Raw genomic sequence first — 22,876 nt, forward strand, 5'->3', positions numbered from 1 at the left:
AAGATTCAAATGAAAATTCCTCCTCCTATTAAGAGCATGGTAGCCATGTTCGCGTTGCTTTGGGTGTATCTCCAAACTTCAGTTTTAAAAGCTCAGGCCGTTATCGCGATTGAGACGCAAAACAACGCTTTGGTGCTTGAAGTTGAAAAAGATAAAGACCTTGGGATAATCTATTTTGGTAAGAAGCTCGCAAGGGTTGACGAATATCAGTTGGTGCCCAAAGTGTTTAAGCAGCCTGAAGATTACACTGGTCTTTTGAACTCAGCATATACTCCATCAGGCTCCAGGAATCTTATGGAGCCAGCACTTTCGGTTACTCACGCTGATGGAAATAATAGTCTGGACCTTCGTTATGTAGATCATAAGCAGAGCAACGTTGCAGACGGCGTTTCTCTGCTCTCCATAACCTTAAAAGATCCAGTTTATGATTTCGAGGTCATGCTTTTCTATAAGTCGTATTTCAAACAGGATGTGGTTGAACAATGGAGCGTTATTAAACACCGGGAGAAAGGAGAGGTAATACTACAGAAATATGCTTCTGCAAATTTACACCTTAAGGCGGGTAGTTATTGGTTGAACCAGTATCATGGCGATTGGGCTAAGGAGATGCAGCCTGAAGAAGCAAAGCTCACGCATGGAATAAAAACGCTGGACTCAAAATTGGGAACCCGGGCAAATTTATTCCAGCCTTCTGTATTTATGATCTCCTTAGACAAGCCTGCCACTGAGGATGAAGGAAGTGTTTTATATGGAGCGTTACAGTATAGCGGAAACTTTAAAATTGATCTGGAAGTTGACCTTCAGGATAATCTTAGGATCATCGGCGGGATAAATAACTATGCATCCTCATATTCTTTGAAACCGGGTGAGGAGTTTATTACTCCAGCCTTTTTGTACACCTTCTCGGATAAAGGAAAAGGTGATGCAAGTAGGAAATTGCAGAGCTGGGCACGCAACTACAAGTTGCTGGATGGAAATGGAAATCGTTTAACCCTGCTTAATAATTGGGAAGCAACCTATTTCGATTTTAATGAAAATAAGCTTGCAGAACTACTAAAAGATACTAAGAAACTAGGTGTAGATATGTTCCTGCTCGATGATGGATGGTTTGCAAATAAGTACCCCAGGAATGATGATCGGGCTGGATTGGGAGATTGGCAGGAAAATAAACAGAAGCTCCCTAATGGTATAGCTTCCCTTGTGAAAGAAGCAGAGGCCAACGGTGTGAAATTCGGCATATGGATAGAACCCGAAATGGTGAATCCTAAAAGCGAACTTTACGAGAAACATCCGGACTGGGTAGTGAAGCAGGCAAAGAGGGATGAATATTACTTCAGGAATCAATTAGTACTTGACCTTGCTAATCCAAAGGTGCAGAACTTTGTATATGGCGTTGTGGATGACCTTTTTACTAAAAATCCAGACCTTGCCTACATTAAATGGGACTGCAACGCAGTTATTTATAATGCTCATTCTGCATACCTGAAAAACCAGTCGCATTTTTATATCGAGTATATGCGTGGCCTGAACAATGTTTTGAAGAAAATCAGGGCGAAATACCCGAAAGTGCCGATGATGCTCTGCTCAGGAGGTGGAGGCCGGGTAGATTACGGGGCACTGCAATACTTTACCGAGTATTGGCCAAGTGATAATACAGATCCGCTGGAGCGCATTTTTATCCAATGGGAATATTCATATTTCTATCCTGCTATCGCATCTTCCAATCACGTAACCGACTGGGGTAAACAGCCGATAAAATTTCGTACCGACGTGGCTATGATGGGAAAGCTGGGATTTGATATTGTAGTGAGCAAGTTGCCTGAAAATGACTTAAAGTTCTGCCAGGAGGCCATTAAAACTTACAATGATTTCAAAGACGTCATTTGGCACGGAGACCAATACAGACTTTCGAATCCGCGGGAGAATAGTGTTGCTTCAATATTGTACGTTGACGAGGAAAAGACCTCGGGAGTGATGTTTAACTACCTTGTAAATAACCGTTACGGAGAAAGTACAAAAAATCCTATAAAACTAAAAGGGCTTGATCCCGCCAGGAAATATAAGTTGAGAGAAGTAAATTTATATCCAGGGACAAGTTCATGGATTGACTCTAATCGCGTGTATTCAGGAGAATTTCTAATGAAAGTTGGATTTAATCCGGAGGTGACCAGCGGTAGAACAAGTGTGGTGGTTCATATAGAAGAGGTTAAATAGCCGGAGCTTTAACCAAAATAGCGATTATATGAAGCAAAGAATATTTTTTTATCTCTTTCTGATCGCGGCCTTATGTGCCACAAGAAGGGTTAACGCTCAGGTATGGATCCCAGATAATGGTGACGGGACTTATAAGAACCCAATTATCTATGCCGATTATTCAGATCCTGATGTGATCAGGGTTGGAGACAATTATTATATGGTTGCTTCCAGCTTCACCTGCCAGCCGGGAATTCCTGTTCTTCATTCAAAAGATCTCGTTAACTGGAGAATTATCAATTACGTTTACGATCGCTTACCTCTTCAAAAATATGATCAGGTTCAGCACGGACAGGGGTCCTGGGCCCCATCCATCCGTTATTATAAAGGGACTTATTTCGTTTATTTCTGCACGCCGGATGACGGACTTTTTATGGCTTCAAGTAAAGATCCGGGAAAGAATTGGGACCTTAATCTCATTTATAAAGTAAGCGGTTGGGAAGATCCTTGTCCTTTTTGGGACGAGGATGGAAAGGCCTACTTGCTGCACGGGAAATTAGGTGGTGGCCCTGCTATTCTTCACAAAATGTCTTCAGACGGGAAAAGATTACTGGATGAAGGGAGATTGATCTACGACGACCGCCAGAAACAACCCGTTTTGGAAGGCTTTAAATTCATGGAGAAGAAAGATGGATATTACTATTTTGCCGCTCCTGCTGGCGGCGTTTCTACCGGTTGGCAGTCTGTTTTCCGGTCAAAAAATATTTATGGGCCCTACGAAGACAAGATTGTGCTGAACCAGGGGGCAACCCCAATCAACGGACCTCATCAGGGAGGTTTGGTGGAAACTCAAAAAGGTGAGTGGTGGTTTATCCATTTTCAAGCAAAAGGTGCTTACGGCCGGATTGTGCATCTTCAACCTGCGGCATGGAGGAATGGCTGGCCGGTCATTGGATCCGATAAGACCGGAGATGGCACCGGAGAGCCTGTAGAGAGTCACAGAAAACCAAACGTTGGGAAGGAATATCCTATAACGGTTCCTCAAACCTCTGATGATTTTAGTTCCTCTAAGCTCGGTCTGCAATGGCAATGGCAGGCTGCTCCTCAAGATTTCTGGTACTCGCTGAAGGCAAGGAAAGGCTTTGTCAGGCTCAATGCTGTTAGCAATACAAAAGATAATGGAAATTTAACTCATGCAGGTAATGTTCTATTGCAAAAATTCACAGCTCCGGTCTTCACTGCAACAACAAAGCTTGAATTTCATGGAAATAAGGCGGGTGAAAGCGCGGGGCTCACTGTAATGGGTAATTATTACACCTATCTCGCTATAGAGAAGCAAGCGAAGGGCTTGACCGTTGTTCTATACGAAGGAGAGCGGGACTGGGAATGGTTGAAAATACCGAAAGCTGTTTCTTCGCAATTTATTTCATCGTCAACTGCATGGCTAAGGGTAGCTGTAACTGAAAATGCAAAGGTTAATTATTCCTATAGTCTTGACGGAAAAACCTTCTATGCGATTGGAGGAACTTTCGGAGCGCGGGAGGGAACATGGATCGGTGCTAAAGTTGGTATTGTTTGTACCAACAGAAATAGTGATACAACTGGAGGCTATGCTGATTTTGACAGTTTTATCATTTCAAAATAGCGCTCCGGTATGAACCGGGTATTTCATTCCTTTTTGTGCCTTTGTTAATTTACGAATGTAGGGTAACCGCTCTCCAATAGTACATCCTATCACACACACACACACACACACACACACACATAATATAAAACCATTCGATTCACTATTTCTGTATGAAAAAGAAATTACTTATTGTTTTGTTCCTTCTGCCTGTTTTAGCAGGTTTTGCGGTTCATAAAGATGATCCACTTCCCATTTACAAAAATAGAAACGCCCCGGTAAAGGATCGTGTTGAAGACTTGTTATCAAAAATGACGCTGAAGGAAAAAATTCAGCAGCTGCAGAATAAACCTGCAGGTAAAATCAACGAGATTGAAAGCATTTTTAAGGGTGAAAGTTGGGGCTGTACTCATGAAATGAGTATGAAAGCAAAAGACTGTGCAGAAATGTTTGAAAAGCTGCAGGACTACATGTTAAACAAAACGAGATTAGGTATTCCTTTGCTTACCGCGGCAGAAGGTATTGAAGGAGTTCTGCAGAACGAATCTACCATTTTTCCCCATGCGCTTGCTCAGGGAAGTACTTTTAATCCTCCATTAATTCAAAAGATGACTGAGGCTGCAGGAGAAGAGGCTAAAGTAATGGGAATTCATCAGATACTTTCTCCCGTTTTTGACCTGGCCAGGGAACTACGTTGGGGACGCGTAGAAGAGACTTATGGGGAAGATCCTTTTCTTGCTGCGGAAATAGGGCTTGCTTTTGTAAAGGGTTATCAGAAACATAACATTACCTGTACTCCAAAACACTTTTTAGCTCACGGTTCACCTTCCGGTGGCTTAAATTGTGCAAACGTTAGCGGAGGTGAAAGGGAGCTTAGAAGCGTATATATGTACCCTTTTAAACGCGTAATAGCAGAAACGAATCCTTGGTCAATAATGTCATGTTATAGCGCCTACGATGGCTTGGCAGTGAGCGGTTCTCCATATTACATGACGGATATTTTAAGGGGAGAACTAGGCTTTAAGGGTTATGTTTACTCCGACTGGGGTTCAGTAGAACGTCTCATGACTTTCCATCATGCAGCTGCAACAAGGGAGGATGCTGCTAGAATGTCTTTAATTGCCGGTGTGGATCTTAACGTTGATTCTTCTTATGAAACTCTGGAGCAGATGGTAAAAGACAATAAACTGGATATCATATACGTAGATCAGGCGGTGAGAAGGGTATTGACTACAAAGTTTTCCCTTGGCCTTTTTGATGGACCAACTGCCGAGCCTTCCAAAGTAGCAAAGGTTGTAAGAAGTGCAGAGAAAGTAGCTTTGTCTAAAGCAGTTGCAGACGAGAGCGCGATCCTGGTGAAAAATGACAACAATATCCTTCCTTTGAACTTGTCGAAATATAAGTCTATAGCTGTTGTTGGTCCTAACAGTGCACAAACTATTTTCGGCGATTACTCGTGGACGTATCCGGATACTAAGGAAGGAGTAAGCCTGCTTGAGGGGATGAAACAAGTGGCCGGAAGTAAAGTAGAGATCCGTCATGCTGAGGGATGCGACTGGTGGAGCCGGGATAAATCTCGCATCCAGGAAGCTGTAAGTGCCGTCCAGGCTAGTGATATTGCAATTGTGGCTATCGGAACCAGAAGTACCTTTCTTGGAAGAAGTCCAAAGAACTCGACCTCTGGTGAAGGATTCGACCTATCTTCCTTAGAGTTGCCAGGGGTGCAGGAAGATTTACTTAAAGCTATAAAAGCAACTGGTAAACCAATGATCGTAGTATTTATATCTGGTAAGCCGCTTGCCATGCCCTGGGTAAAAGAAAACGCTGATGGAGTACTGGTTCAATGGTATGGAGGTGAAAAGCAGGGTCGTACCGTAGCAGATATCTTAACAGGTGCGGTTAACCCTTCTGGTAAACTGAACGTCTCTTTCCCCAGAAGTACAGGCAACACTCCTTGCTATTACAATCACTTTATAACTGACCGTGAGGAGCCTTTTGACCGCCCCGGCACTCCCGATGATCCTAAAGGCCATTATATTTTCGATAAACCAGACCCTCTTTGGAATTTCGGTTATGGTTTAAGCTATTCAAATTTTAAATACATTGACTGCAAGCTAAATAACACTGATTTTTCGGTAAATGATATAATTAAAGCAGAAGTAGAAGTAGAAAATACCGGAACGCGCGATGGAAAAGAGGTGGTTCAGCTATATATCAGAGACAAATACAGTTCGGTAGCCACTCCAATTCAGCAGTTGAAGGGCTTTAAAAAGGAGTTGATCAAGGCTGGTAAAAAGGCTAAGATCACGATTGAAGTGCCTGTTTCTGAACTGGGTTTGTATAACGAAAAAATGAAGTATGTGGTGGAACCTGGAGAGTTTGAAATTCAAATCGGTAGTGCGTCGGATGCTATAGTATTTAATAAGACGATCACAGTTAATTGAATATATATATACACACACACACACACACACACACACACACACCTACACAGAAACACATACATATAAACTAACTAATTACGATAATGAAAAAACTCATTTTTACTTTTTTTTACCTGATCCTGGCAGCTGTAGAGGCAGAGGCTCAGGTGGGCTTGGGTGTAAAGCCAGGCAAAGGAGCAGATGTTTTATTCGATGGAACAAAAGGTATGCTTGATAGTAAGTGGACCTACTGGGAAGGACCTCGCTTTTCTGCAACTTATCCGGTAAAATGGAAAATAGTAGACGATCCTGCAGGGGAGGGAACGGTATTGTATGGAAATGATCCAGCATCTTCAGGGGGTAAATATGGGGCAGCTGATTTGGTTACCCGTAAGGCATATCGTGATTTTAGAGCACACATTGAGTTTCTTATTGGTAATCCGGGCGGAAACAGTGGCATTTACATGCAGAACAGGTACGAGATCCAGATCCTCGATGGAGATAGTACCTCTCATGGTATGGCTGCTGTGATTAATGATTCGAAATCGCCTTACTATGCTTACAATGGTCTCAGAAAGTGGAATGCCTACGATATAGTTTTCAGAGCGGCACGGTTTAAAGAGGGTAAGCTTGTGGAGAAACCCATCTTAACGATGTATTTTAATGGAAAAAAGGTTCATAAAAATCAAAGTATAAGTCAGGTTTGGGGCGGACCCTCCTCAGGATTAGATGGTGGCAACGATGGAGGAAAAGGGATTAGTGATACTCCGGGAGGTTTAAAGCTTCAGGCAGAAGGACATGATATTTACTTTAGGAACATCTGGGTAAAGGAGCTTAATCTGAAAAAAGCAGAAACCGACTTTTAACAATCTTAATAAATTGCATGTGCTGCCGAAAGGGACAGCTGGAAATAAGGGTTGAATTTCGAAAGCGGTATTTGGAAATAATGTTTGCGTAAAGCCGTTTCTTCACCTCCGGGGAAGATGCCGATGGCAGAGATGGTAATACCAGATTAAAGGTTGGGCATGCCTGCCAGCTTTTAATAGAAGGCAATATGCACGTAAAGCAGATTTGTTTTGAAAGAGTCCGGTTACGTATCAAAGAGAGTTTCTGACCCGGAATAAAGTAGTATCACTGTATTCAACTGAGCCATCCCTATACAAAGAGGCAAATTGATCTAAAAGTACTTCTTGTAAGGAATTGCAAATTAGTTACTATGCAAGATCGTTACGGGCACATCACGTGCCCTTAACTCTCTTTGTTATACCCTGATGTCTAACCCGATAATATCTAATAACGCCGTAAATACGTTTTGGGGATATTCCGCGAGCCTGTTACAAAGGTAAAGGTACCATTGGGTGCCATAAACGAAGTATAACTTAGCTGGATGACCTTCATCTTTTAGTCTGCGGAGACGTTCCGTTTGGATTCCGTGCAGTGACTCGAACTCATAATATTCTTTTTTGGATCCATGAGCCTTTATTAATGCTTTAGCTTCATTTTGTACATAAGGGTCATGTGTCGCAATGGAGCATAAATGTTCCCGCTGAAGCAGCTGATCCAAAAAATCGAGATAGCGCTGATTTAATTTACTTCCACGCGGTAAGGCCAGCTCTGGTGGCGTTTCAAATGCTCCTTTGACAAGTCGTATCCGTCCTGAAGTTTTCATAATCTCATGGAGGTCATCTTTTGTCCTATGAAGGTAGACCTGCAGGGTTATTGAAAGATTCTTAAAGATCTTAGCGGTATCAATGTAGGTGATTAACACCTTGTCTGTCTTGTAGGTGTCCTCTGCACTTATCGTTACTTCAATATTAGCTTCTTCTGCCGCTTGACAAATAGCTTCCAGATTCGCTCTGCAAAGCTCCTCCGATAATGAAAGCCCGATGTGCGAAAGATCCAGAGAAATAGTCGAGTTCAGCCTTTGTTCCTGAATGTGACGAATTGCTTTAATAAACTCTTTTGTAGCCAGGCCAGCTTCAAATTCTGTAGAGATGTTTTCTCCCATAAATTCTATAGAGCACTTATATCCTTCACGGTTATAATGCACTGCTTTTACAAGGGTCTGTTCGATCGTTTCGCCACCAATATACCTGTCTGCCGCTTTTTTAAGTACCTGGTATAATGCTGGATTGTTGAGTACAAGGTGTTTAGCATCATCGTTTAACGCCGCTTTTTTCAAAGCGGCAGCCGTTGTATTTAATAGTTCTTCCATTTTGTATTTTAAGTAACAGTAGACATATGGGTGGCGAAAGTAATTTTTAATAGTTAAGTTTACCTGAACACAACCCATTGTCTGCTACAGACAAAAATGTATGTAATGACGAAGATAAAGGAGAGGTCAACTAACAAAGCCAACCGCGAAAAGCTCTATGATTTCTGTGCTGCTATGTATGCTCTAGATATTCTGGCAGGGCGTTGGAAATTATATATTCTGTATAAGCTGGAACATGGTAGTTTGCGTTTTAATGAATTAAAACAGCTTATTCCGGATATTACTGAGCGGATGCTAACCGTGCAGTTAAAGGAAATGGAACGGGACGGACTGATCATAAGGAAGGTCTATGCTGAAGTTCCTCCAAGGGTAGAATATCAACTTACTGATAGTTCGGTTAATTTAATGCCTTTTTGGGCACAGCTTGAAAAATGGGGAAATGCTCACAGGGTACTGCAGGGTAAACTGCCTGTTGAATGCCCGGCAGATCAGGCTGGGGTACTTGCTTCTCCTGATACTTCGGCGGGATGAGGTAACATAGATAGGGATGCGTATAATCCCTACGAGGGTTATCCGGAAGAAAAACTTTTAAAATACCTCGCATTCTATAACCTGTCATCTACTCCAGGTACTGATTATAACTATTCTAATATAGGATATGCCCTAATCGGGAAATCTGGTTTTGGGTTGCCTGATGAATAAGGATTATTTTCATGATCAATTGAAAAATTTAAGGTTGCTCTGCGTTTCCTGTGGTTCGTCCGGAAAAATAAAGGGTTTTCTGTCGATAATCCGGAAATATTATAGAATATCTCCCAGTCATTGTTTCTTTTGCCGGATCTGATGATCTTTAGCCATGCGATTAATACGCCGTAATTGTACATCCACCTCTTTTTAGGATGGAAAATGGGTATAGGAGAATTACTGCAAGGTGAAAGTATTAATGCAGATAGTAATCAAAAGATAATATATGAATAAAAAAACCGCTCTTCTGCTTGGGTTATTAGGTATCGCAACCTATTCGGGAGCCATTGCTCAAAACACTGCAAAGCTTGTTGAATCCGTTGTGAAAACAGGCAGCGAACTGGTGATACCCTATCAGAAGTATGTAATGCCCAATGGGCTTACAGTAGTGCTTACTGAAGATCATTCAGACCCCATTGCTCATGTAGATGTAACCTACCATGTTGGTTCCGCAAGGGAACAGATCGGGAAGTCAGGTTTTGCGCACTTCTTCGAGCACATGATGTTCCAGGGTTCTGATCATGTTCCTAATGGTGATCACTTCCGGCTTATTACCGAGGCCGGCGGTACATTAAATGGAACAACAAACCTGGATAGAACAAATTACTTTGAGACCGTGCCCAGCAACCAATTGGAAAAAATGCTATGGCTCGAGTCCGACAGAATGGGCTTTCTGCTGGATGCTGTAACGCAGCGAAAGTTTGAAGTGCAGCGTGCTACTGTGAAAAATGAGCGGGGGCAGAATTACGATAACAAGCCCTACGGCCTGGTGATGGAAACAATAAGCAAAAACTTATATCCCTACGGGCATCCTTATTCATGGCTTACCATTGGGTACATCGATGACCTGAACCGGGTAGGAGTGAACGATCTGAAGGATTTCTTTTTGAGATGGTATGGCCCTAATAATGCCACCATTACCATAGGGGGCGACATTGATGTTAAACAAACACTAGCCTGGGTAGAGAAGTATTTTGGAAGCATCCGCCCATGTCCTGCTGTTGATAAAATGGAATTACCTGCTCCTGTTTTAGGTGCTAACAGGTACGTTTCAATGGTAGATAATTATGCAAAGCTTCCATTGTTATCGGTTACATACCCCGGAGTCAAAATGTTCCACAAGGATATGGCTGCTCTTGATGCCCTAAGCATGATCATCGGAAACGGGCCGAATTCTATCTTCTATAAGAACTTTGTTAAAACAAGAAAAGCAGTACAGGCTAGCATGTACTCCAGTAATGCAGAACTTGCCGGAACAATAGGTTTTCAGATTGTGCCATATGCCGGTTTAACCCTTACCGAAATGAATACGATCTTACAGGCTTCCCTGACGGAGTTCGAGCAAAAGGGGGTAAGTGATCAAGATTTGGAACGGTTTAAAACAACTTCTGAAGCAGATTTTATTAATTCTCTTAGCAGTATTTCTGGCAAGGTAAGCCAGCTCGCTTTCTATCAAACCTTTACGGGGGATCCGAACAAGATTGGCAGCGAGCTTCAAGCGATCAGAAATGTTTCCAAAGAAGATGTCATCCGGGTTTATAACCAGTATGTAAAGGGAAAAAGTGCTGTTATCCTAAGCGTACTCCCAAAGAGTTCAACCGTTCAGGCACTTGCTGCAGATAATTATAAGCCTGGTACTGATGCTGCGTATAAGGCTCCCGACTATGGTTACGGAAAGCAAAAATATGTTAAAGCACAGGATAGCTTTAATCGCTCTGATATGCCTGCAGCCGGTCCTAATCCGGTTCTTAAAGTTCCTTCCATTTGGACATCAAAAACTAAAAATGGAATCAGGATGATGGGAACTTCTAATAACGAAATTCCATCTGTATACATCAGCTTATCGCTTAAAGGCGGAGCAATGCACGCCGTGAAGACTCCTGAAAAGGCGGGTCTGGCGGGAATTGTAGCTGCTATGATGAACGAAGACACTCAGTCATACACCAAAGAGCAATTCAGTGCTGAGCTCGGAAAGTTAGGTAGTGAAATTGGTGTAGGGGCAGGTGCAGAAGAAATCTCCATAGGTGTTTCATCATTAACTAAAAACCTTGATAAAACCCTTGCATTACTGCAGGAGCGCTTGTTCCATCCGAAGTTCAGCCAGGAGAGCCTTGACCGCATTAAAAAGCAGGCTCTGCAGCAATTTGAAACCGCGAAAACACAGGCTGGAACTGTTGCGGGGAATGTATATAGTAAAGTGCTTTACGGAAAGGATAATATCAGGACATATGCGGTAACTGGTAACGAAAAAACCGTTGCTTCCATTACTTTAGAGGATGTTCAGAAGTTCTATAACGAGAATTTTTCTCCCGACCTTGTTTCTGTTGTTGTTGTTGGAGATATCACGGAAGAACAGGCGAAAAATAAGCTGACATTCCTGTCGGGCTGGCCGGTTAAGAAAGTCAAGCTCGCAGCTTATCCCACAGCAATTAAAGCGCAGGAGAGCAATATACTTTATCTGGTGAATATTCCGAAAGCTGCACAGTCTGAAATAAGGATTGGTTACCTTACCGGGGTTAATTACGATGCTACGGGCACGTCGTATCGCTTAGGCCTGGCTAATTATCCGTTAGGTGGAGGATTCAATAGCCGGATTAACTTGAAATTGCGGGAAGACAAGGGATGGACTTATGGTGCCAGTTCAGGTTTCAGTTCTGGTCGTTACGGTGGATCATTTACTGCATCTGCAAGTGTTCTTGCTTCTGCAACTGATAGTTCAGTGGTCGAGTTCATTAATCAAATGAAAGAGTATACATCCAAAGGTGTTACAGATAAAGAACTCGATTTTACGAGGAAATCTATCAGCCAGAGTGAAGCCCGGAAATATGAGACCAATCAGCAGAAAGCAGCTTTTCTTTCCAGCATGCAAAAGTTTGATCTGAAGCCGGAGTTCGTTAAGGAACAATCCAGAGTATTGGAAACCATATCAGTTGCTGAAATAAATAAGCTTGCCACTCAATACCTGAACACCGATAAGATGGTGGTTGTGGTAGTTGGCGATAAAGAGCGGATCATGCCGGGATTGCAAAAAACAGGATTTAAGATCGTTGAGCTAAATGCAGACGGCGAACAGATCTAAATAGATCTTATATTTTTGATGAAGCCCGTTGTGCAAATAGCGCAACGGGCTTTTTCGTTGATACTTCTCTTAATCCCCAGGGCACCCGGGCTGACAAAAATGTAGTTCCCGTAATTTGTAATAACCGAACCTATTGCGGTTTTCTTGTTGTTTGCGAATTTCAGGAAGGGCAACTGCATTTCCTTCGATGATAAGTTGACCTCTTGTAACAAATTTGTGCATTAGGTAATAAAAACTTAACTTCGGATAACCGCAGGAGGTAGGGAGTGATTTATAGAGATTCTTCGGATTCAGAACTTATTCTTTTATTAAATAATGGCGATCGTGATGCTTTTAGTGAAATTTACTCTCGTCACTGGAATGCTATGTATAAATCCGCCATTTCAGTTCTAAGAGATGAAGAGTCTGCCATGGACGTGGTTCAGGATGTCTTCTTATGGCTTTGGAACAACAAGGGAAAGCTGCGGATCGAAACATTAAGATCTTACCTGCTAAGCTCTGTCAAATACAAAGTTGCTAACCAAATCAGAAAGGGGAAAGCAAGGGACCGTTTCTTTTCGTTTATCGAGGAAACAGAGCTAACTGAAGACCCGGTAACAGATTGGGTTGAAGTGAAGGAATTACGACGTGTAATCCAACAATCTGTCGAATCGCTGCCGGAAAGATGGAGGGAAGTTTACGAATTAAGCCGGAATGAGCATTTATCCAATAAGCAGATAGCTGAAAGATTAGGTATTTCGGAGAAAACAGTAGAAAAGCACATTACATCTTCCCTTAAACGCATAAGGATTTCAGTTTCACAGTTTCTTTTTAGTCTTATTTTGTAGTAAATCTTATTAGAAATCGTCTTTTTATCCCTTTTTTCTTAAATTAAATAAAAAAATGCAAAAATGCGGTAGGGTTGTGCAGTCATTGCGTGCCTTAGATGTATAGAACCTGCTGAAGAACATGTTTGGCGAGGTCTGAAATGATAATGAAAAGGGAAGAGTTTAGAAAAATAGCAGACAAAGTTTATTTAGGTATCGCCAGTGATGAGGAGCTGGCTTTATATAATACTTATTTTAATCGCTATCAGGATTTAGCTGCATCTGATACTACTGTCGATTCTTCGGTTGGCGAGAGGATCTATAATGGAGTGATGGTAGAGTTAGATAGTCAGGCTCAGATGTTCCGTAAGTCCAGATTGCGGAAAATGTACCTACGCATGGGGGCAGTTGCTGCAATTCTTATTGCCGTATCGTATTCAACCTTTTTGTGGCAGCGAAGGTCAGTTACAGGGGAGCCCGTTGAAATTGCAGCAAAAACAGCTTCAAGGGAAAATTACCTGGTACAACTACCAGATGGTAGCACAGTAATCCTGAATAATGGAAGTACCTTAAAATATTCACCAACACTTGCGAGCGACAATTCACGGGATGTTTATCTGAGTGGTAAAGGTTTCTTTGATATTAGACATGATGCTTCAAGACCCTTTATTGTTCACTCGGGTGAGGTGGATACAAAAGTGTTAGGTACTGCTTTTGATGTTAATACTATAAACTCGGGAAAAGAGGTGATCGTGCGGGTGATCAGGGGGAAAGTAGCGGTATCAAAGGGAACATCCTTGTTAGGAACACTGACTTCGGGAAAGCAACTGGCGTATGATGCAGTTCGTAAAGAACCGGTGGTAAGTACTATTAATGCCCACAAGGCAACGGAGTGGAAAGAGCAAGACCTCGTTTTTAATGACATGAGCTTTGAAGATGCCTCGAGATTGCTTGAGATACGCTTTGGTGTAGATATCAAAATTAAGGATGAAGAGCTTCGTGAACGTCGTTTTACCACTACGCTTTATGAAAAACAAAGTTTAGATGAGTTTTTATCCCTCATATGTGATTTCAATCACGCCAGCTATAAACTAGTGGCTGGAGGTAAAGAAGTAGTAATTGAACCTTCAAATTAATTTTAAATGGCAGAAAGCAAACCCACTTAAAAAGAAAAGCCTGCATCAGCAAACATATTAGCCGTATGATTACTGCTGCAGACCCTCCTGCGATCTAAGATCGCATCGTTTCTTCATGTAAATCTCCGTCAGAGAAATTTTCACACCAAAACATTCAAATATATGAATTTAACTGCTATTGCAGCAAGTTGCAGGATTCCTATTGTCCTGCCGGAACGTAAAAGTCTATTACTCTTCATGCGAGTTACATTATTCACCATATTGTCCATGGCTTTTTCCCTTCAGATGCTCATCGCTTCTTCAGTAAGAGGTCAGGGGCTTCAGTCGACGATCGTTCAGATCGAACTTAAGAACGAAAGCTTGAGCACTGCCCTTCAGCGAATTGAAAAGCAGACTTCATTCAGGTTCCTTTACCGTAAGGATGAGATCGGAGAGGTTAGAGGTTTAAGTATCCCTAAAACAACAGGATCTGTTGAATCGGTGCTTAAACGATTACTTAAAGGTACAGATCTCAGTTTCAGACAGGTCAATAAACATATTGTTATATCATCAGGACGGGCTAGTACTCAGGAAATACCTGATGATTCAAAAGTTGTTTTAGCTGCAGATCCATTTGCAATCAGTGGAAGAATAGTTGATGAAAAAGACGATCCAATTCCGGGAGCAACAGTTTGGGTAAAAGGTACCCGTTCCGGGGCTGTTGCAACTAATAAAGGTTATTTCACGGTAACAGTGCCTGATTCTTCTGCTCTGCTCGAATTTCGTTTCATCGGGTATTTAACGTTGGAAATATCAGTAAAAAGTGGAGCTTACCGGCTGGTGAAAATGCAGCCGGACAAGAAAATGCTCGGCGAAGTAACCATCAGCACAGGTATGTTCGACCGTAAAGCTGGCTCATTCACCGGTGCTGTTTCAACTTTCTCAGGTGCTGATTTGAAGGTTGTTACTAATCAGAACGTATTGCAGGGGCTCGCCATTCTTGATCCCTCATTTCAAATAGTTGAAAGTAATGAGTTCGGATCAGACCCTAATCGCTTGCCGGTAATCCAACTGAGAGGACAAACAGGTTTTAGTAATCTAACAACGGATTATGCCAATGTACCCAACCAGCCTTTGTTTATTCTTGACGGGTTTGAAACAACTCTTCAAAAGGTATACGACCTGAACATCAATATGGTAAAGAGCATCACGATTTTAAAGGATGCCTCTGCCAAGGCAATTTATGGAGCTAAGGCTGGAAATGGGGTAGTAGTTATTGAAACCATTACCCCAAAAGCTGGTGCACTTCGCCTTTCATATAATATAAGTTCGAATATAACAGCTCCGGATCTAAGAAGCTATAAGCTGACTGATGGGATGCAGAAAGTTGAAGCAGAATACCTTGCCGGAAAATATACTTCTGCTATCCCTGAAACTCAATCCGGTTTAATTAAAACTTATGCGGCCAACCTGAAAGCTGCCCTTGACGGTGTGGATACTTATTGGCTCTCTAAACCCTTACGAAATGGGCTTGGGCAAAGGCATAGTGTTTTTCTTGAAGGAGGAGATGATGTAATGCGTTATTCGGCCAATATGAATTACAACGACCTGAAAGGAGTTATGAAAGGTTCAGACAGAGAAACGCTTTCCGGAACACTTAATCTGCAGTATCGCCTCCGTAACTTCTCGTTCAGAAATAATCTGATGATCGATCGCAATCGTGCTGAAAACTCACGCTATGGCAGCTTTTCAGAATATGCCCGGATGAATCCCTACTGGAGGATCTATGATGAGGCTGGCGCCCTTATACCTACCTACACCTCATTCGGAGCCCAGGTTTATAATCCCTTATACAATGCCTCTTTAAATAGTATTAATGACGATAAGTATACTATGATCACGGAGAACTTCTACACTGACTACAATCCGGTAAAGGATCTTCGTTTAACAGCCCGTGTAGGAATTACAAGTCAGAACAATGAAGCTAACTTGTTCTACCCTGCTATGCACACACGTTTTATGGGTATTTCTCCCACTTCTGAAGAGTACCTGAACAGAGGGGAATTTACCAGGACAAATGGCAAATTAAATACATATAGTGCAGATCTGCTTGCTGCCTATAATCTTCAGTTCGGAAAAAGTCAGCTCTTATTAAATGCGGGTTTTTCTGCAAACGAGAGCAAAACTGAAAGTACAGGATTTACCATGGTAGGTTTTCCTAATGATAATATTGTTGACATAGCATACGGTAATAGCTTTAAGCCAAATACAAAGGCGACTGGGGTTGAAAATACAAGTCGCTTGCTGGGCATAACAACTGCGCTGAATTATGCATACGATAACCGCTATCTGGCCGATCTTACCTACCGCAGCAATGCAAGCTCGCAATTTGGTTCCAATCAACGCTGGGGCGACTTCTGGTCTGCAGGATTGGGATGGAACTTACATAACGAACCCTTTCTTAAAGATCTAAAGCTGATTAACCTCCTGAAAGTTCGCGGTAGCGTGGGTAGTACAGGTACCTTGGGTTTCAGTTCCTACCAGTCTATGGCCACGTATCAATACATAACCAACCAAAATTACAACGGGGATATGGGTTTTACATTGATGGGCTTGGCGAATCCGGATTTGAGATGGCAGAAGGTAATGGATTATAATATAGGTACCGATGCAACTTTGTTCAACAGGTTAAGCCTCCGCTTCGACTATTTCATTAAAGATACGAAAGGACTGCTGACAGATCAGATCATTGCCCCCTCTGCAGGTTTCACGAATTATAAAGAGAATATCGGCGAGGTACGGAACAAAGGGTATCAGGTTTCCGCAAATATGCGTGTGTACGCAGCGAAGTCTGCTTCTGTAAACGTTTTTGTTAATGGTCAGCATGCCACTAACCGCATTCGTAATGTGTCTAATTCAATAGTAGCATTAAACAGCACTAACGACAACTTTACTCAAAGACCGGGTGAGACTCAGGCAGAGAACCAGGCCAGAAGACAACGGGTTTATTCACGCTATGTACCCGGGCAATCGATGAATGCCATTTGGGCAGTGCAATCTTTAGGAATTGATCCGACTAACGGAAGGGAGATATTCCTTAAAAAGGATGGAAGCCTTACTTACGTATGGTCTGCGGAGGATTACATCGTGGCAGGAGATAATAATCCTGATTTTACCGGAACTTTCGGAACTAACTTACGCCTGGGCAATTTTAGCGCTAACGTCACCATGAGTTACCGCTTAGGTGGGCAAACCTATAATTCGACCCTGGTTCAAAAAGTAGAAAATGCCGACTTTAATTACAATGTAGATGTGAGGGCCTTAGAGGAAAGATGGAAAACACCAGGACAGGTAAGTCTCTATAAAGACATTGCTGATATAAGCTCTACTCAACCGACCACGAGATTTGTTCAGGACCTGGATGAGTTAATCATTTCTGCAGTTGGTTTAGGATATACGTTCAACAATCCTCTGAGCAAGCTTAAGATCGCCAAAAGTGATCGCCGTTCAAATCTTACAGCGTCCATGAATTTAAATGATCTGGCAAGGTTCTCCACAGTAAAAACTGAACGAGGAACAGACTATCCTTTTGCGCGCACTATTTCTTTCTCATTACAAGCATCCTTTTAATCACACAGAAAATGAAGAAGATATTTTCATACATAATTATTCTGACAGCACTTGCTGCATTAAGCTCCTGCGAAAAATGGCTTGATGTAAAGCCGAAGTCACAGGTGGAATCGGAAGTAGCCTTTAGAGAGGAGCAGGGATTCAAGGATGCCTTAACCGGAATCTATGTAGGGCTTACAGATAACTCCCTGTACGGCAAAGAAATGACTTATGGGATGGCAGATGTGCTTGGAAGACAATATACCCAGTTAACAGGGGCTTACAACCAGTTTGCTGCATATAACTATACAAATGATACGGTAAAGACCAGGGTTAATGCCGTTTGGAACAAGATGTATAAGAATATTGCCAATGCTAACAATCTGATCACTAACATAAAGTCTGCAGATCCCGGTATGTTCACTGGTACAGATCAGAAGGTAATAACAGGCGAAGCTTTAGCTTTAAGGGCCTTTATGCATTTTGATCTGTTAAGGTTATATGCTCCGGCACCTGCATCTAGTGGCGGCTCTTCAGCCCAAGCCATTCCTTATGTCACTTCATTCGGTGTCCAAAGCGTGTCGAAACGTACGGTCGCTGCGGTAATTGAAAAAGTCCTGGCCGATTTGAATGAGGCGGCGGCGGCTTTGAAAGATGCAGATCCGATCGTTAAGGGAAGTACTATCCCTTCTACAACTACAGGTTACTTAAGGAATCGAACGTATAAATTCAACTACTACGCTGTAAAAGCCCTTATGGCCAGAGTGTATTTGTATGCAGGAGACAGAGTGAATGCATTAGCTGCTGCAAAAGAAGTAATAGAATCTTCAGTATTCCCTTTTGCCACACCCGTTACTGTTCTAAATGGAAACGATAAGGTATTTGTATCAGAGCTGATCTTTGCGCTGAATATCAATAATATCCACACGCAGGCATTAACCTACTTCAATGCGGATGCCGCTGCCCTGCTTTCAAGACTTGAAACGGAATACAGTGCAGATTTCGACAATGACGCAAACGATTACCGCTATATCTACGGCAGTGCGACAACGGCGGGTAACATAAAACGCTTTCCTACCAAATTGCTCAGCAATTCTTTTGCAGCCTACAACTTCAAAATGCCTGTTCTGCGTGTTTCGGAGATGTATCTTATAGCTGCGGAGTGTCTGAAGCTGAGTGATGCCTCTGCGGCTGCTGATTATATCAACAAACTAAGAACGGCCAGAAATAACAGGTACACCGTAGCAGCTAATGCAACAGCCGATGAAATCCAGACACAGATCTTTAAAGAGTACCGTAGAGAATTTGTGGCAGAGGGGCAGTTGTTCTATTACTATAAGCGCCTTAATGCTGCTACCATAATGTATTCGGGCATTAATGCAACAAATGCCATCTACGTATTGCCACTTCCGGATGAGGAAATAGAATACGGTGCTAATTAATCACATTCAAATTTAAGCTGATGAAGAATCTGAAACTTAATATACTGGTCACCATAGTATCGGTAATAAGCCTTTGCGCATGTAATAAAGAGGTGATGACCTATGAGAATGACCCTCGTGTTTATTTTTTCGAAAGAGCGAATGATCTTGTAAAAACACGTCTGACATTTAAATCCTATTCGTTCTTGCTGCTGCCATCTACAGTGTTGCAGGATACCTTGAAGATTAAGATTAAAACAATGGGACTACCGGCTACCCGCGACCGGATAGTGCGTGGTGAGGCAATAAGCGAAGGAACGACCGCTGTGGAGGGAACCCATTACAGGTTTATTGATGGGTTTGTTCGGGCTGGCCAGACAGAGGGAACCTTGAATGTGCTTTTGCTGCGGACTGCGGATATCAAAAGTAAAACAGCGAGTCTCAATTTGCGGATTGCAGAAACTGCAGATTTCAAGCCCGGAGTTGTTGAGGATAATTTCTTTACGGTCAGCTGGAGCGATAACTTGGTGAAGCCCTCGAATTGGGATGCTTTTATAGGCCTAAGCACTTATTTCGGTGCCTATAGTAATGTTAAATACCGGTTTATAATTGATGTTTTAGGTGTAGCTAATTTTCCACTTCAGCAAAGCGCACGCGTGCCACTGCAACCTGGTGAGTACTCAGGTGCTATGATGCTCGACCTGAAATTCAGGTTAAAAGCAGCTCTTGCAAGCTATAATGCAACAAATCCGCCACTTACAGATGAAAATGGAACTGCAGTAACTTTTCCTAATTAATAGAACAGATCCTAAAAACTATTTCATGAAGAAGATTTCAGAATATATACTTCCAATACTGTTGCTGTTTATTTCAGGTTTCTCTGCCTGTAAAAAAGATTTGGGGAACTATGACTATAGCAATAATCCTTTGCCTGTAATTGATAGCACAGGAATAGGCAACGTTTACACTATAGAACGCTATGATAGTTTGTTCATTAATCCAAAAGTAAGCTACCTGGGTGATACTTCCAGGCTTAACTACTCCTGGGTAATCTACAAAGTTATTACAGGTTCTACAACAGAAGTTCAGGAAAGGAAGAACATCTCTTCCCGTAAAGAACTAAGAACACGAATTGCCGAGCCTGTTGGAAATTACAAGGTGGAACTGGTAGTGACAGATAATGTAAATAAGCTGGTAGCCAATACAGCATTTAATGTAACTATTGCGTCGGGCATTGAATATGGCTGGATGGTGTTGCATACCCTGAACGGTGAAAGTGATCTTGATTTCATCACCTCAAGAGCAGCAATGCCGATAGCAGCGCAAGAGAAACACTTAAGGAACATTTATTCAGGGTCGACAGGGAAAAAGCTCCCGGGCGAGGGAAGATTTATTGCTCAATCACGTCGTACTACCTTTTCTGCACCTATTCAAAACTGGTTAACTGTAGCTTCTCCTTCACAGATCACACGCATACATGGCAACGATTTCTCTTTAATGCGTGAGAATTCAGGATTGTTCCTTCGTTCTGGTGAGGTGATCAATCCCCAGGCATTTTTGACAAGCTCCACCAATTTTAACGAGGTGTTGATCAATAACAATAAGTTGTATTTCAGTGCTACGCCCGATCCTCTTGGAGCCATATTTCCGGGTGCCCTTACTGGCGACTATTCCCTGGCTCCATATATTGCCGACGCTTCATCTTCCAGCATCGTTGCCGCAGTGTATGACGAAAAATACCAGCGATTTCTGCATCCGGTAAACGGAACGGCAGCTATTGCAACATTCCGTGAGCCCGCTAATCCAGCACAGCCATTTAATCTTAACAATATTGGTAAGTCTATGATCGGGATGGACAGAGGTTTCCAGAACCAGACGCTCAGTTTTTTTAAGGACCTTACAGGAAATGGCCGCTGGTTATACATCACCAATTTTAATAAAACGGATGATGGATTGATGGCAGTATCCAGAATGGATATGTCTGCCTTGCCGGAAATTACCACTGCTAAGTATTTTCAATCGAGCGAGTTTGGCTATGCGGTGTTTTATGCTACTGAACGTAGTGTTTATTTGTATGATTATCAGGGAAGTAATACGGCTTCGAGAGTGCTGAGTTATCCTGCCCAGGAAACCATTACCAGCATGAAGATCTTTAAGCCGCGGCCAACTTCGAACCTAACTACTACCGACGGTCGTTTCTTATACGTTGCTACCTGGGATGGAACAACCGGGCGCTTGTATGAATACAGCATTAACCCTACCAGCGGACAGGTTACCGCAACTCCAACACATACTTATTTCATCCAGGGGAAAATAGTAGACATGTGTCCGAAAGCAAGAGGGGGGGGAATTATATAAAACTATAGAAATGAAATTAAAACTAACAACAGGAGCTTTATGGCTCCTGTTACTCACCTTTATTTGCTTTCAAGAAGCGAATGCCCAGGATAAAAAGCCCTTTGTTGTAGAACCTGCACAATTAAAAGCAGGGGAGAAGGTTCTTGTTAAATATGACCCTGCTGAAACCGTATTGAAGGGAAAGAACAAAATTAAGGGAGTGCTATACTTATTCAGGGATTTTAAGTGGATCGCCGATGATTTGAAGATGGAGAAGAAAGGCGAGTTCTGGGAAGCCTCCTACCTGCTACCTGAAGATGCAGCACTGATGACTTGCAAGTTCAGTTCAGGAGATCTTACGGATCATGGAGGGAAGGCCACTTACACCTGGTTTATTGGAAAGAAAGATCCCTCCAAGGGCCCTGTTCCTGGTTCTTACATTGGTTGGGCTTTACTTAGGAACAAGGTGATCCGTGAAGGAAAGCCCTCGTTCCTCTCACCCGAAAGCTTCATAGGTAATGACGTGGTCGTATGGTGGTTCAACCAGGAACTTCAGTATTCGCCGGTCAGTCGCAGGCCTATGTTTCCTTTGGTGATGGAATTTCTCCAGGCTACAGATACGCTGCGCGCACAAAAAGCTGCTATACGTGAAGCTGATGCTTTGCTCTCTCAACCTGACCTCAAAGAAGAGGAATTGCTGAATGTGGTAAAAGTGTATCGGGAAGTATTAAAAAGAAATTCATCCGCCGACTCTCTAGAGCAGGTGATCTTGCAACGCTTTTTAAAAGGCCAGTTAGCGTGTGATAAGGAGATCGAGGCTATTGACAGGGAAACAAATACGCAAAGCCGCCTGAAGATGTGGGAGAACTGTAAGACAAGGTTTCCGGCGGGGCAGTTAAAATACGGACGGTCATCAGTGATGAAGAATATTTATCCCGGTCTCCTGAAAAAAATTATGATGAGTCGCCTTGCTAAGGGAGCCGCTGTAGCAGACTTGAAATCCGACGTGGAAGTTGCTCCATACTATATCTTAACTGATCTCCAAACAATGCTGGTAGAAGAAGGAAAAGCCAGAGGTAAAAAAGTTAGCAGCAAAATGTTGCCTTTAGTTCAGCAGATTAATACAGAAGTGGAAAAAGCATCAGAAGACAGGATGATCCCTGAAAGCCGCCTATTCTCTCCGTCCGAGTGGAAAGCAGGTATACTCAAAAAAGAGCCTGCAGTTTACCAGATGGCCGTTTCTCCTCAGGATCAAAATATTAAATAGAAAATAACAATCACATCATTTACAAACACACCAAAATTTTTAA

General features: G+C 42.4%; 14 protein-coding genes. 13 read left to right on the plus strand and 1 reads right to left on the minus strand.

The window, feature by feature from the left end; translation table 11 throughout:
- Nucleotides 1–9: 9 nt before the first annotated feature.
- The 4 genes from J4N24_RS15020 to J4N24_RS15035 all read left to right on the plus strand — a co-directional run bounded on the left by J4N24_RS15020 (nt 10) and on the right by J4N24_RS15035 (nt 7,106).
- Nucleotides 10–2,214, plus strand: a complete 2,205-nt coding sequence (locus tag J4N24_RS15020) for an alpha-galactosidase (RefSeq protein WP_242691643.1) — start codon at nt 10–12, stop codon at nt 2,212–2,214.
- 28 nt (nt 2,215–2,242) lie between these two features.
- Nucleotides 2,243–3,838, plus strand: coding sequence for a glycoside hydrolase family 43 protein (locus J4N24_RS15025; RefSeq protein ID WP_207534524.1), 1,596 nt, complete (start codon nt 2,243–2,245; stop codon nt 3,836–3,838).
- Nucleotides 3,839–3,990: 152 nt separating this feature from the next.
- A complete protein-coding gene (locus J4N24_RS15030) occupies nt 3,991–6,261 on the plus strand; it encodes a glycoside hydrolase family 3 N-terminal domain-containing protein (protein WP_207534525.1) in 2,271 nt (756 codons plus the stop codon).
- An 83-nt stretch (nt 6,262–6,344) separates the two neighbouring features.
- Nucleotides 6,345–7,106 (plus strand): 3-keto-disaccharide hydrolase, encoded by a 762-nt coding sequence (locus J4N24_RS15035; RefSeq protein WP_207534526.1) that lies wholly within the window; start codon nt 6,345–6,347, stop codon nt 7,104–7,106.
- Between the two features lie 395 nt (nt 7,107–7,501).
- On the opposite strand, the gene J4N24_RS15040 is transcribed toward J4N24_RS15035, so the two are convergent.
- Complete coding sequence (locus J4N24_RS15040; protein WP_207534527.1) at nt 7,502–8,455, minus strand: proline dehydrogenase family protein; 954 nt, start codon at nt 8,453–8,455, stop codon at nt 7,502–7,504.
- Nucleotides 8,456–8,560: 105 nt separating this feature from the next.
- Here J4N24_RS15040 and J4N24_RS15045 point away from each other — a divergent pair, with 105 nt between their 5' ends.
- From J4N24_RS15045 to J4N24_RS15090, 9 genes are all read left to right on the plus strand, one after another.
- On the plus strand, nt 8,561–8,986 hold the full coding sequence (locus J4N24_RS15045; protein ID WP_207534528.1) for a winged helix-turn-helix transcriptional regulator: 426 nt from the start codon (nt 8,561–8,563) through the stop codon (nt 8,984–8,986).
- Nucleotides 8,987–9,425: 439 nt separating this feature from the next.
- Nucleotides 9,426–12,278, plus strand: a complete 2,853-nt coding sequence (locus J4N24_RS15055) for a M16 family metallopeptidase (RefSeq protein ID WP_207534529.1) — start codon at nt 9,426–9,428, stop codon at nt 12,276–12,278.
- Nucleotides 12,279–12,544: 266 nt separating this feature from the next.
- Complete coding sequence (locus tag J4N24_RS15060; protein ID WP_369806232.1) at nt 12,545–13,105, plus strand: RNA polymerase sigma-70 factor; 561 nt, start codon at nt 12,545–12,547, stop codon at nt 13,103–13,105.
- Nucleotides 13,106–13,251: 146 nt separating this feature from the next.
- On the plus strand, nt 13,252–14,220 hold the full coding sequence (locus J4N24_RS15065) for a FecR family protein (protein ID WP_207534530.1): 969 nt from the start codon (nt 13,252–13,254) through the stop codon (nt 14,218–14,220).
- Nucleotides 14,221–14,382: 162 nt separating this feature from the next.
- Nucleotides 14,383–17,829, plus strand: a complete 3,447-nt coding sequence (locus J4N24_RS15070; RefSeq protein ID WP_207534531.1) for a SusC/RagA family TonB-linked outer membrane protein — start codon at nt 14,383–14,385, stop codon at nt 17,827–17,829.
- A gap of 11 nt (nt 17,830–17,840) precedes the next feature.
- Nucleotides 17,841–19,250 (plus strand): RagB/SusD family nutrient uptake outer membrane protein, encoded by a 1,410-nt coding sequence (locus J4N24_RS15075; RefSeq protein ID WP_207534532.1) that lies wholly within the window; start codon nt 17,841–17,843, stop codon nt 19,248–19,250.
- Nucleotides 19,251–19,270: 20 nt separating this feature from the next.
- Nucleotides 19,271–20,026 carry a DUF4843 domain-containing protein gene (locus J4N24_RS15080; RefSeq protein WP_207534533.1) on the plus strand — a complete coding sequence of 252 codons (756 nt, stop codon included), beginning with the start codon at nt 19,271–19,273 and terminating at the stop codon, nt 20,024–20,026.
- Between the two features lie 25 nt (nt 20,027–20,051).
- Nucleotides 20,052–21,587 (plus strand): PKD-like family lipoprotein, encoded by a 1,536-nt coding sequence (locus tag J4N24_RS15085; protein ID WP_207534534.1) that lies wholly within the window; start codon nt 20,052–20,054, stop codon nt 21,585–21,587.
- 10 nt (nt 21,588–21,597) lie between these two features.
- Nucleotides 21,598–22,833, plus strand: coding sequence for a hypothetical protein (locus J4N24_RS15090; protein WP_207534535.1), 1,236 nt, complete (start codon nt 21,598–21,600; stop codon nt 22,831–22,833).
- Nucleotides 22,834–22,876 lie beyond the last annotated feature (43 nt).

The organism is Desertivirga arenae, assembly GCF_017355785.1.
Classification (GTDB): domain Bacteria; phylum Bacteroidota; class Bacteroidia; order Sphingobacteriales; family Sphingobacteriaceae; genus Desertivirga; species Desertivirga arenae.